The sequence below is a fragment of the Lentzea sp. NPDC006480 genome (assembly GCF_040611995.1).
GTDB lineage: Bacteria > Actinomycetota > Actinomycetes > Mycobacteriales > Pseudonocardiaceae > Lentzea.
Map to the genome: position 1 here is coordinate 1 of NZ_JBEXPJ010000225.1, position 12806 is coordinate 12806.

General features: G+C 67.8%; 8 protein-coding genes. 4 read left to right on the top strand and 4 right to left on the bottom strand.

The genetic code is table 11. The annotated features are described in order from the left end of the window. Both ABZX92_RS42515 and ABZX92_RS42520 read left to right on the top strand, forming a co-directional pair. The coding region (locus ABZX92_RS42515) for a hypothetical protein (protein WP_355571299.1) at window positions 1-1461 on the top strand (1461 nt) is incomplete at its 5' end. Window positions 1462-1535: 74 nt separating this feature from the next. Next, entirely contained in the window at window positions 1536-2192 is a 657-nt protein-coding gene (locus ABZX92_RS42520; protein ID WP_355571301.1) for a histidine kinase, read from the top strand. 73 nt (window positions 2193-2265) lie between these two features. Here the strand turns inward: ABZX92_RS42520 and ABZX92_RS42525 are convergent, their stop codons facing one another. The 4 genes from ABZX92_RS42525 to ABZX92_RS42540 all read right to left on the bottom strand — a co-directional run bounded on the left by ABZX92_RS42525 (window position 2266) and on the right by ABZX92_RS42540 (window position 7823). Continuing rightward, a complete protein-coding gene (locus ABZX92_RS42525; RefSeq protein ID WP_355571303.1) occupies window positions 2266-3432 on the bottom strand; it encodes an RICIN domain-containing protein in 1167 nt (388 codons plus the stop codon). An 88-nt stretch (window positions 3433-3520) separates the two neighbouring features. Then, window positions 3521-4411 (bottom strand): cellulose binding domain-containing protein, encoded by an 891-nt coding sequence (locus ABZX92_RS42530; RefSeq protein ID WP_355571305.1) that lies wholly within the window; start codon window positions 4409-4411, stop codon window positions 3521-3523. Window positions 4412-4708: 297 nt separating this feature from the next. Beyond that, window positions 4709-6049 (bottom strand): glycoside hydrolase family 6 protein, encoded by a 1341-nt coding sequence (locus tag ABZX92_RS42535; protein ID WP_355571307.1) that lies wholly within the window; start codon window positions 6047-6049, stop codon window positions 4709-4711. A gap of 13 nt (window positions 6050-6062) precedes the next feature. Further along, complete coding sequence (locus ABZX92_RS42540) at window positions 6063-7823, bottom strand: glycoside hydrolase family 6 protein (protein WP_355571309.1); 1761 nt, start codon at window positions 7821-7823, stop codon at window positions 6063-6065. An 806-nt stretch (window positions 7824-8629) separates the two neighbouring features. On the opposite strand from ABZX92_RS42540, the gene ABZX92_RS42545 reads away from it, so the two are divergent. Both ABZX92_RS42545 and ABZX92_RS42550 read left to right on the top strand, forming a co-directional pair. Continuing rightward, on the top strand, window positions 8630-11551 hold the full coding sequence (locus ABZX92_RS42545; protein WP_355571311.1) for a glycoside hydrolase family 48 protein: 2922 nt from the start codon (window positions 8630-8632) through the stop codon (window positions 11549-11551). Window positions 11552-11632: 81 nt separating this feature from the next. Beyond that, a complete protein-coding gene (locus ABZX92_RS42550; RefSeq protein ID WP_355571313.1) occupies window positions 11633-12751 on the top strand; it encodes a cellulose binding domain-containing protein in 1119 nt (372 codons plus the stop codon). Window positions 12752-12806: the final 55 nt, after the last annotated feature.

A 12806-nucleotide genomic window follows, 5' to 3' on the forward strand; every position in this document is an offset into this window, starting at 1 on the left:
GCGCCCGCTCAGGACCCGGTGACTGATGCGATCGTGGATGGCGCGACGAAGCTGATCAACGGTGTTGGTGAGGCGCTGGACGGTGCGAGCGATGGTCTGGACGAGTTGGACAAGGGCCTGGACCAGGTTGTGGACGAGCCGGTTGCTCCGGCGCCCGCTCAGGACCCGGTGACTGATGCGATCGTGGATGGCGCGACGAAGCTGATCAACGGTGTTGGTGAGGCGCTGGACGGTGCGAGCGATGGCCTGGACGAGTTGGACAAGGTGCTCGACCAGATCGAGGACGAGCCGGTTGCTCCGGCACCCGCCCAGGACCCGGTGACCGATGCGATCGTGGATGGCGCGACCAAGCTCATCAACGGTGTCGGTCAGGCGCTCGACGGAGCAAGTGACGGTCTGGACGAGTTGGACAAGGCGCTGGACCAGATCGAGGACGAGCCGGTTGCTCCGGCACCCAGCCAGGACCCGGTGACCGATGCGATCGTGGATGGCGCGACCAAGCTCATCAACGGTGTCGGCAGCGCACTCGACGGTGCGAGCGATGGCCTGGACGAGTTGGACAAGGTGCTCGACCAGATCGAGGACGAGCCGGTGGCTCCGGCGCCCAGCCAGGACCCGGTGACCGATGCGATCGTGGATGGCGCGACGAAGCTGATCAACGGTGTCGGCAGCGCGCTGGACGGCGCGAGCGACGGTCTGGACGAGTTGGACAAGGTGCTCGACCAGATCGAGGACGAGCCGAAGCGCGACCCGGTCGACGACGCGATCGAGCAGGGCGTGACCGGTGTCCTGGACGGACTCGACAAGCTCGTCGACAGTGCGAGCGACGGTCTCGACGAGCTGGACAAGGTGCTCGACCAGGTCGAGGACGAGCCGGTCACCCCGGAGCCGTCCACCGCTGACGAGACGCCGTTCCTCGACCAGCTCGGGGCGGCCCTGGTCAAGGAGATCAACGACGGCCTCGACCGTCTGCAGGGTCTGCTCGGCGAGCCGGCACAGTCCGAGGTGACCAGTCCGGGGGTGACCGTGGTCGAGACGGTCGAGACGATCACGCCGGAGCTCCAGCCGGTCACGGTCACCGAGTACGTCGTGCCCGTGGTCGTCGAGTACATCACGGGAACGCCTTTCGAGACCGTCGAGGCTGTCGAGGCCGTGGAAACGGTCGAGGTCGCCGACACCGAGCCGACGGTCACCGAGCCGACGGTTGCCGAGCCGACGGCCACCGAGCAGACGGTGGCCAACGGGTCCGCAGACGTGAAGCAGGCGATTCAGGTGCCCGCCGAGGTCGTGCGGAAGGCCGTCGAGGAGCCGAAGGCGATCACGCCCAAGTCGGAGAAGGCCGACAACTCGCTGGCCTACACCGGTGCGGGTGACCCGCTGCCCATCGGCCTCGCCGGGCTGAGCCTGGTGGCGCTGGGTGCGATGCTCGCGCGGCGCAGGCGGAACGCTCCGCACAACTGAACACGACACCGATGACAGGCGGTGGGCGGGACTCCAAGTCCCGCCCACCGCGTTGTTTCGGGGGAGGAGCCGTCATGGGGTTCGCCTGTGTGGGCAACGTGCTCGGGCGGTTCGCCGGCAGGGGCCGCAAGCAGGAGAAGCAGCACGTGTGCGTGGAGGACGCGGCGCTGGTGGAACGCGACCGGATGGCGCGGGAGCTGCACGACATCGTGTCGCACGGTCTGGCGCTCATCCTCGTGCGCGCAGGCGTGGCGAGGTCGCTCGACGACCCCGGCCAGACGAACGAGGCGATCGAGGTGATCGAGCGGACCGCGCGCGACTCGTTGGCGGAGATGCGGCACATGCTCGACGTGCTGCGCCTGCCGCACGACGCGGGCTGGGCGCCGCAGCCGGATCTGGGCGGTGTCGACGAGCTCGTGGCGGTCGCGCGGGCGGCGGGGGCATGCGTTGACCTGGTCCGGATCGGTACACCGCACGGACTGCACGCGTGTCACGAGCTCACCGTCTACCGGATCGTCCAGGATGGACTGTCCGATGTGGTCGGAGCGGCGATCGTCACGGTGGAGTTCCGCGCCGATCGGCTGGTCGTGGACGTGGCGACCGGGGCCGCCGTCGAAGGTTCCCGGCTCGCGCGGATCCGGGAACGTGTAGCGGTGTCCGGAGGAAGCCTGTTCGTGCGGTGTGATGACGACACGTTCCGGCTCACCGCCACGTTGCCGTTGAGGCGATGAGCGAGCACGCTCGGCTGGCACGGCTTTCGCACAACGGAGTTGCGCAACGTGTGACCTCGGCCCAGCCGCTCGACTACCAGTTGGCGGGTTCTGCGAGAGCGTAGGAGCCGGCGATCCGGGCGTGGTCGTGGAAGATCGTCAGCACGCTCGGCCCGGCGGGAGTGCTGTCGCGCCAGGCGGTGGCGTAGATGCCGGACGACCAGCGGATCGTCCTGGCTCCGTCGGACGTCGTCAGGCCGATGTCGACCCGGCTGAACACCTTGGTGCCGTTGAGCCACACCTCGAACGCGCCGTTGGTGGACGTCGTGGCCAGCTTGATCCGCACCACGAGCCGTATCCAGGTACCGCGCAGATTTGTGATCTTCACGCTGCCCCTGGTGCTGCCGCAGCACCACACGATCTCGTCGTTCTGGACGAACATCAACAACCAGGGCCCTGCCGGCTCTTCCGTGGACCACTGCTGGAAGGTGACGTTCTGGTTGTGCCACTGCCAGTTCGCCGGCAGGTAGACGGCCTGGCCGTAGTAGCGGTCCTCGCCGAGGCGCTGGGCGCCCCGAGCGACGGTCTCGGAGTGGTAGCCGCCGGTCTCGTTGACGTAGGTCTGTGTCGTCTCGATCGCGGTACCGCCCTTGTACACCGGCGAGGTGACGTTGCGGATGACGCCGCTCTTCTGCTCGTAGGCGCGGTCCCAGCCCTCGATGGTGCCGTCGTCCTGGAAGTGCACACCGGCCGGGCGGTTCAGGGTCCGCTGCACCCAGGTCTGGTTGATGCCCGCCGTCCGGCACGTCCACAACTGCACCTTGGTGCCGTTCGCGGTCGCGCCGCCCTGCACGTCGAGGCACAGGCCCGAGGACGCGGCCTTGATCTGTCCTTCCGTGTCGAACGTCCACTGCTGGTTCGTGTTGCCCGCACACCGGTAGGTCTGCACCGCGGTGCCGTTGGTGGTTCCGCCGCCCCGGACGTCCAGGCACTTCACCACACCGCCGACCGTCACCCGCAACTCCTTCGCCGAGGTGTACGTCCAGTGCTGGCTCGCGTCGCCGGCGCAGTCCCGAATGGCAGACTGAACCGCGTCGGCGGAGTTCGCGCCCGGTACCTCCAGACACCTGCCGGACGCGGCACTCACCAGTTCTCTCGACGCACCAACGACAACAGCCCCGCTCGTAGGGGCTGACACCAACAGGCCCGCGGAGACGGCGGCGCTGACCGCCACCGCCAGGGTGGAACGTCGAAGTCTCATGGCCAACTCCACACGGAGGCAGGGAGCGACCATCATCGCGCCAGGAGGGGACTGGCTCCACGCCATGGTCTAGACCGTGAGTGGAAGCTCAGACGAGTGTGCAGGCGTGGCCGTCGAGGCTGAAGGCGCGTGGGGCGGAGTTGGTGCCGCCGCTGGTCCCGGTGAACCCCATCAGCAGCGTCTCGCCGGGAGGGATCACCTGGTTGTACGGCATGGCGGTGGCGAGAACCTCCCCGCCCGTCTGCTTCGGAGTCGCGTTCCACATCTCGGAGACCCTCTGACCGTCGGCGAACGTCCACCGCAGCGTCCAGCCGGTGATCTCGGTGTTGCCGGTGTTGCCGATGGTCACGTCGGTGCGGAACCCGCCGGGCCAGGTGTTGGTGACGCGGTAGGCGACCGAGCAGCCGGTGACCGGCCTCGGTCCGGTCGTCGTGGTGCGGGCGGGCGTGGTGGGAGCACGCGTCGCCGGAGGCGGTGTCGCGGTGCCGGGCTGGACGCAGGGAGGTCCCCAGCGGCCGAGCCGTTTGGCCGAGGCGGTCGTCTCCGCCTCCTGCAGCAGCTGGTCGTCGGGTGCCTCACTGCGCACCATGCCGAGCTCGACGGCGAGGACCGCGTAGTCGGTGCCGTCCGCCAGTCGAAGTGAGCCGGCCGGTGTCGTGTCCACCGGCTTGTCGAGCAGCATGGTCTTCGCGAACGTGGTGGCCGCTTCCGTCCAGCACTCGTCCGGTGCGGCGAGCCCCTTGATCTTGATCTCCTCGCCGTCGGAGAGCTGAACCGTCCGCACGTCGACGACTTTCTGGACCGTCACGGCGATGGCCGGCTTGTCGGGCGGTTCGATGGCCGCGGGAGGGTCCGGCGGTGCCGTCGTGGCCAGGGACGTGTCCTGGCCGCCGTTCCCGCACGCGCTCGCCACGCTGATCAGGACAATGGCGGTGAGCAGCAGGTGCCTGGCACTCACGGCATCGTAAAGGCGTCTCATCGTTCCTCTGCGCCATGACGTTTTCCGGCGAACGAACCAAGGTCTGTTCGCCCGAACGGGCCGATTTCGTCTCAGCAGGTTACGACGATTGCATTGAATGCGGAAGAACCTTCCGTTCAATTTGGTCGAGACATGTCGATGGAATTCGAGTCGAATTGTGTCGAATAGCGGAGTAAATCGATTTCAGAAGTGACTTCCGCTCGGACGTGACCCGATGCTGCCCGCGAACGCGAAAATGGGCGTGGCCTCTCCGGTGAGGCGGACCGGAGAGGCCACGCGATCAGGGCCGGTCGCGGCTCAGGCGCACGCCTTGCCGTTCAGGGCGGGGGAGAGGAACGGCGGGGTGCCGCCGGTGTAGCTCGCGTTGTACCCGATGGTCGCGGTACCGCCGGTCGCGAGTCCGCCGTTCCAGGACTCGCTCTGGACTCGCACGGTGTCACCCGTGTCGGTCCAGGTGCCGTTCCAGCCCTGGGTGACGGTCACTCCCGGCGCGGAGAACGTCAGCGTCCAGCCGTCGACGGCCGGGCCGCCGTTCTCGATGACGATCTCGCCGGTGTAACCGGACGACCAGGAGCTGACCACCTTGTGCGTCACCTTGCACGTGCCGGGCCCTTGCGGGTTCGTCGTGGTTGTCGTCGTGGTCGTGCTGGTAGTTGTCGTCGTCGTGCTGGTGGTCGGCTGCCAGTTGCCCGCGGCCGCCAGGTCGTACGCGCGTTGCGGCACGAACTGGCCCGCCGGCGCGATGCAGCCGTCGGCCTCGCCGGGCAGCTTGACCCACAGGAACGCCGCGATCTGACCGTCGCCGGTCTGGTCGGTGCTCGGCGTGCCGATCGCCCGTCCTGCCGGGTCGCACCACTCGCTGCCCGCCGGCCCGTTGCCGTTGCGGCTGGTGTCGATCACGGCCTTCATCCGCGCGTCGCCCACCGCGTTCAGCACCGATTTCGCGTAGGACACCTCGTCACCGGTGAACCGGTAGTTGGAGACGTTGGTGGCGATGCCGTCGGCGCTGTTGGCGATGTCGGCCGCGCGCAGCCGTGCCGCGGCCTCGCCCGGTGAGAGCCACGCCGAGTGGCCGATGTCGAAGTACACCTTGGTCTGCGCCGAACCCGACTTGAGCTTCTTGCCCGCGTAGGCCATCGATGCCTTGGTCTGGTTCTGCTGGTCGGCCGACTGGCAGTTCGACATCAGCGGCAGCACGTCCGGCTCCAGCACGATCGCCGCCGGACGACCCGCGATGCCCGCCGCCACCTGGTCGACCCACGCGCGGTAGGCGTCGTGCGACGGTGCGCCGCCACCGCTCGGGCCGCCGCAGTCGCGGTTGGGGATGTTGTAGACGACCATGATCGGGATCTTGCCGGCGGCCGCGGCGGCGCCCACGAAGGCGTCGACCTCGCCCCGCACGGTTGCGGTGTTGGTGGTGGTGAACCACCGGGCCTGCGGCGTGGCCGCGAGACGCTCCCGGATGACGGATGCCTTGGCGTCACCGGGATTGGCCGCGACCCACTTGGCCGCGCTGGTGTCCGGGTCCACGTAGAACGGTGACGGGGCGGCCTGAGCGCTGCCCCCGGCGGCGAGGGCGGCGACACCCACGAGGAGTGTCGCCGTCACCGCGCCGCTCGCAACGGCCTTGTTGCGCATGCGACGTATCTCCTTACAGCGCCGGGTAGGCGTTCTCGACGAGAGACCTGAACTGGGCGGGGAACCAGACTCCGGCGTGCGGTGCGTCCGGCATCGCGCCGGTGAGGCTGCCGCCGTTGGCCTGCTGGTCGCCGCGGAAGGCCGGGTCGCACATCGGGTCGTGCTGCTTGCCCTCCTCGTTCGGACCGCTCGTCTTGGTCGCGATGCCGTCGGACTCACCCGGAGGCTTGATCCAGACGTAGGCGTCGAAGTTCGGCCGCGGTGAAGCCTGCGGACGTGCCCCGATGCCCGCGCCGGTCTGGTTGCACCAGTTGCCGCGGTGCAGACGCCGGTCGACGCGCCCGGAGTTCACGTAGTCGTCCACAGTGGACCCGGTGGCCGCGGCAGGCCGGTTCGCCCCGCCCCAGCCGTTGCGGGAGGTGTCGACCAGCATGCCGATACCGCTCGGGAAGCCCGCCGCCACGAACCGCCGGTGCAGCTCGGCACCGAAGTCGGCCTCGTCGAAGTACGGGTTCCACTCGTAGAACTTCGCGGACTTCAGCGGCTGGCCGCCGACGGTCTTCATCGGGTCGGTCAGGTTCGGCTCCTCGACCGGGGTGTAGTTCGCGGTGTTGGAGACGAAGCCGTCGACGCTGCCGAAGCCCTTCGTCGTGCCCCTGACCACGTCGGTGTACAGCTGCACGGCCGGCACGATGTTGCTGTCCCAGCCCAGCCAGGCCGAATGCGCGATGTCGAGGTAGTTGTAGACGTTCGAGATCGCGCTCAGCTTGTTCAGCGCGTACTGGATGCCCTGCACGTACGCACCGCTCGACTTCGCCTCCGCGCACTTGGACTTGGCGGTGTTGGTGACGAGGTTCGGCAGCGAGTCGGGCTCGATGATCGCCACGACGCGCAGGTCGCGGTACTTCGAGTCGCCCAGGATCGCCGCGATCGGGTCGATGTACTCGGCCTTGTACCGGGCCAGGCCGTTCTTGCTCACCTCGAGCTCGCCGTTGGAGGCCAGTGCCGAGCAGTCGCGGTTGGGCAGGTCGTAGACGACGACCTGGAACACCAGCGGCCGACCGGCCGCGGCCTGCTGACGCAGAGCCTCGTCCAGATGCCCGCGCAGGCCGCGGCCCGCTGTGATCGCACCGATGCGGTCCATCCACACGGCCGTCGAGTTCTGCGCCACCTTGCGCATCGCCGTGCCGAGCGCGCCACCGGTGCCGGCCGCCAGGGTGTCGACCTGCTCGACGTAGTCCGGGTTGAGGTAGCCGGTCGCGCCCGCGTACGGGTTCGCCACGTGCCCGTCGGGATTCCCGGGGTCCTCAGAGGTCGTGGTGGTGGTGGTTGTCGTCGTGGTGGTCGTGGTCTCGACTGGGCCGCCCGTGCACGCGCTGCCGTTGAGCCTGAAGCTCGTGGGCTTGTCGTTCGTGCCGGAGAAGGAGGCCTGGAAGCCGAGACTGTGCGACCCGCCGGTCGTCAGACCCTTTGCCCAGTCCGGGTTCTTGGCCGTGACGTGCCGGCCGGACTGGGTGATCGTGGCGTTCCACTGGTTCGTGATCCGCTGGTCGCCGCCGAAGTCCCACTCCAGGGTCCAGTCGTCGGAGATCGCGTCACCCAGGTTGTTCACCGTGACGTTCGCGGTGAAGCCGGTGTCCCACTGGTTGGTTTGGTAGTCCACCGAACACCCGGCTGCCGCACTGGCCTGGTTGCCCACCAGTACCAGCGCGCTCGTGCAGAGCGTCAGTGCCGCGACGGCTGATCCGCCGCGCACCAGGTTCCTTGATCGCATGAGGGGTCCTCACAGCATCGTTGCTGGGGCTGATCTGGGAGCGCTCCCAGTGAGGTCGGGACAGTAACCAGCCAAGACCGGTTGAGAAAGGGTTCGTCGAACAACGAAGGACCTGTGAGCGATCGTCGACTTTGCACGCTGCGTGGTGCTTTGGGATCAGATCTGTCGCGGGCGCATAACGTGTAACGATTTCCTTGCAAGTGCAAGTTACTTTGTGTGGGTCAACGGCGCGTGGTGTTGCACCGTTTCGGTGACAGGTAACGCCCCGGATACATTTGCTTGATCTGCGTCGAGGGACGAGCGAATTGGGCTGAAAGACGTAAGTGCGATTGAGTTGTACGGCCCTAAGAAAGTTCGTTGCCGAATCTAATGGTTCTCAGGTGTGAACCCGCCTGACCGGCTATCGCCTGAATGGTCGTGCGAGCGTTGGTGCTCGTATCGATTCAGGCTTGGATGGCCTTCAGGTATGTGAACCGCTTTGGGTGCCACCGGCACGTTCGTGGTCTCTTTGGCCTAGGTCAAAGGTGTATTTGGCGGACATCTGTGCGCTCGATGTGAGCATTTGGCGCAAATTGCGCCCCGGCCCTCTTTTGGTGAGGTTTCCTGTCCGTTACAGTCCGTTTCTGGGAGCGCTCCCAGATCTGCGGGTGTCGAGAGCGGTAACGCCTTGCGCGGCCACTCCGCCCACCCATTCCAAGCAGCTGCACAGCTTCGAACCTCGGCGCGGGCCGTTCGGCGTGCGCAGGCGTCCCGCGCCGAATCCAAGCCCACGGGTCAACGGCTGACCCGTGACGGAGGAGGAACGAATGAGGTACCGGACCAGAGCGGGAAGGTTGCGCAGTGGGCCCGTCGCCCTGGCCGCGGCCGCGATCGTCTTGGCGGCGGTGATGCCGGCCGTCGCGCAAGCCGCGGTGGCCTGCTCGGTGAACTACGGCATCACGAGCGACTGGGGCTCAGGCTTCGTCGCCGACGTGGCCATCAAGAACGAGGGCGACCCGATCAACGGCTGGACTCTCAGCTGGACGTTCCCGGACGGACAGCAGGTGACCAACCTGTGGAACGGCAACCACACCCAGTCCGGTGCCAAGGTCAGCGTCACTCCGGTCGACTGGAACCGCACCATCGGCACCGGCGGCTCGGTCGCCTTCGGCTTCCAGGGCACGAGAAGTGCGGCGGCCAACGGCAAACCGACCGACTTCGCGGTCAACGGGGTGTCGTGCGGCGGCGCCAACAGGGCTCCGTCGGTGTCGGTGACCTCGCCGGCGGCGGGTCAGTCCTTCCAGAGTGGACAGTCGATCCCGCTCGCGGCCACCGCGTCGGACAGCGACGGCACGGTGTCGAAGGTCGAGTTCCTCGCTGACGGCGTCGTCCTCTCCACGGACACGACCGCTCCCTACGAGGGATCGTGGACGAGCGCGTCCGTCGGCGACCACGCCGTCGCCGCGCGCGCGACCGACAACCTCGGTGCCGTCACCACGACAGCGCCCGTGCCGGTGAAGGTGCTGGCCGGGGCGGCGATCGTGGCCTCGCCGGCGACGATCAGCGTGAAGCAGGGGGACAAGGCGACCTTCGGCGTGACGCTGGCGAGCCAGCCGTCGTCGCCGGTGACCGTCGCGGTCGCCCGTTCGTCGGGCAGTGCGGACCTCACCGCGGCGCCGACGTCGCTCACGTTCACCACGGCCGACTGGAACACCGCGCAGAACGTCACCGTCACCTCTGCGGCCAACGGCGGTGACTTGGCCACGGCGGTCTTCTCCGCCACCGCTCCCGGCTACACGGCGGCGTCGGTGACGGCCAAGGAGATCTCGGCGACCACGCCGAAGTTCCAGGAGGCCTTCCTGGTGCAGTACAACAAGATCAAGGATCCGGCCAGCGGCTACTTCCGCAGGTTCGGCGACCTGCTGGTGCCGTACCACGCGGTGGAGACGCTGAACGTCGAGGCGCCCGACCACGGGCACCAGACGACCTCGGAGGCGTTCAGCTACTACCTGTGGCTGGAGGCGAGCTACGGCAAGATCAGCGGCGACTGGGCTCCGTTCAAGTCCGCGTGGGCGTCGATGGAGAAGTTCATCATCCCCGCCAAGGCGGACCAGCCGACCAACGACAAGTACAACGCGGCCAAGCCCGCCACGTACGCGCCGGAGCACGACAGGATGACCGGCTATCCGTCCGAACTGGACAGCAGTGTGGCGGTGGGACAGGACCCGATCGCGGCCGAGCTGAAGGCCGCGTACGGCACTGACGACATCTACGGCATGCACTGGCTGCTGGACGTCGACAACACCCTCGGCTTCGGCCGGTGCGGCGACGGCACCACGGCCCCGTCCTACATCAACACCTACCAGCGCGGCTCGTCGGAGTCGGTGTGGGAGACCATCCCGCAGCCGTCCTGCGACACGTTCAAGCACGGTGGCCCCAACGGTTACCTGGACCTGTTCACCAAGGACAAGTCCTACGCCAAGCAGTGGAAGTACACCAACGCGCCGGACGCGGACGCCCGCGCGGTGCAGGTGGCGATGTTCGCCGAGCAGTGGGCGAGTGAGCAGGGCAAGCAGTCCCAGATCGCGCCCGAGCTCGCGAAGGCCGCGAAGATGGGCGACTACTTGAGGTACGCGATGTTCGACAAGTACTTCAAGAAGATCGGCGACTGCACCAGCCCCGCGACGTGCCCCGCCGCGACCGGCAAGGACAGCGAGCACTACCTGATGTCCTGGTACTACGCGTGGGGCGGCGCGACCGACACGAGCGCCGGCTGGGCGTGGCGCATCGGTGACGGTGCCTCGCACCAGGGTTACCAGAACCCGTTGGCGGCGTACGCGTTGGCCAACGTGCCTTCGCTGAAGCCGAAGTCGGCCACCGGTCAACAGGACTGGGCCAAGAGCATGGATCGCCAGCTGGAGCTGCTGCAGTGGCTGCAGTCGTCCGACGGTGCCATCGCGGGTGGGGTCACGAACAGCTGGGACGGCTCGTACAGCAAGCCTCCCGCCGGCACGCCGACGTTCTACGGCATGTTCTACGACGCGCACCCGGTGTGGCGCGACCCGCCGTCGAACCGGTGGTTCGGCTTCCAGGTGTGGCAGATGGAACGCACGGCCGCGCTCTACCAGAAGACCGGGGACCCGCGGGCCAAGAAGATCCTGGACAAGTGGGTGCCGTGGGCGCTCGCCAACACCACGCTCGGTGCGAACGGGGCCTTCCAGATCCCGTCCGACCTGGAGTGGACCGGTGCACCGGAAACCTGGAACCCGGCCTCACCGGGCGCGAACGCGAACCTGCGGGTGAAGGTGCTCAACTCCAGCCAGGACGTCGGTGTGGCGGCGTCGTTCGCCAAGACCCTGCTCAACTACGCGGCCAAGTCGGGCGACGGCCCGGCGCGGACCACGGGTGAGGGTCTCCTGACGGCGTTGCTGTCGCACGAGGACGCCAAGGGCATCGCCGTGCCGGAGGTGCGGACCGACTACAGCCGGTTCGACGACAAGTACAACGCCACCACCGGCGAGGGCGTGTACGTGCCGCCGGGCTGGACGGGCACCATGCCGAACGGCGACAAGATCGACCAGAACTCCACGTTCCTGTCGATCCGGTCCTACTACAAGAACGACCCGGACTGGCCGAAGGTGCAGCGCTACCTCGACGGCGGTCCGGCTCCGGCTTTCACCTACCACCGGTTCTGGGCGCAGGCCGAGATCGCGACGGCGTTCTCGCTGCACGCGGAGCTCTTCGGCTAGGAGGCCGGTGCTGACGCGTCCCGGCACGACCGTTGCCGGGACGCGTCACCCCTCACCCGATCAACAAAGGAGTTGTTCGCCATGCGTGTTCGAACCCTCCGGCCGGTGGTACTGCTGCTGGCCGCCGTCACGACCGTGGCGGGTCTGGTGGTGGCCACAAGTCCGCCAGAGGCCGCTGCCGCCACGACGATCTGCGAGAAGTTCGGCTCGACCAAGATCCAGGGTGGCCGTTACGTCGTCCAGAACAACGAGTGGGGTGCGAGCGACGGCCAGTGCATCAGCGTCTCCGACAACGGTTTCGCCATCACCTCCGGCAGCCACAACGTGCCGACCAACGGAGCGCCCGCCGCCTACCCGTCGATCTACGCGGGCTGCCACTACGGCAACTGCTCCAGCGGTAGTGGACTTCCCTTGCAGGTGAACAGGTTCGGGGCGCTCTCGTCCAGCGTCGCCTACAGCACGGCGAGCGGCTCCTGGAACGCCTCCTACGACCTCTGGTTCGACCCGAACCCCAACCAGTCCGGCCAGAACACCGGCGCGGAGCTGATGATCTGGGGCAGCCACCAGGGTCCGCCCCAGCCGATCGGCAGCAAGGTGGGCACCGCGTCCCTCGCCGGTACCGGATGGGATGTCTGGGTCGGCAACATCGGCTGGAACGTCATCTCCTACGTCCGCCAGCAGACCACCAACTCCCTCAACCTGAACCTCACCGAGTTCGCGAACGACGCCGTGCGCCGCGGCCAGGTCCAGAGCTCCTGGTACCTCACGAGCGTCCAGTTCGGGTTCGAGCCGTGGCAGGGCGGACCCGGCCTGGCGGTGAACTCGTTCTCGTTCACGACCTCCGGCTCCACTCCCAACCCCGATCCGAATCCGGGCCCGAATCCGGGTCCCGTCTCGTGCCGCGCCGCGCACAAGATCACCAACTCGTGGCAGGGCGGCTTCACCGCCGAGGCGACCATCACCAACACCGGGTCCTCTGCCGCGAACAACTGGCGATCGGCCTGGACCGTGCCGTCCGGTGTCACCGTCACCAACGGCTGGAACGCGACCGTGACGCAGAGCGGATCGACGGTCACCGCCACCGCGCCGGGCTGGAGTCCCGATCTCGCACCTGGCCAGAGCGTGACGGTCGGCTACCAGGCCAACGGCCAGGCCGCAGCGGCGAGCGGCTTCACATTGAACGGCGTGCAGTGCTCGTGATCGCTCGCTGATGCCGCCCGATCCCCGCTGGCCGTTCGCGCCACCTATCCGGTGC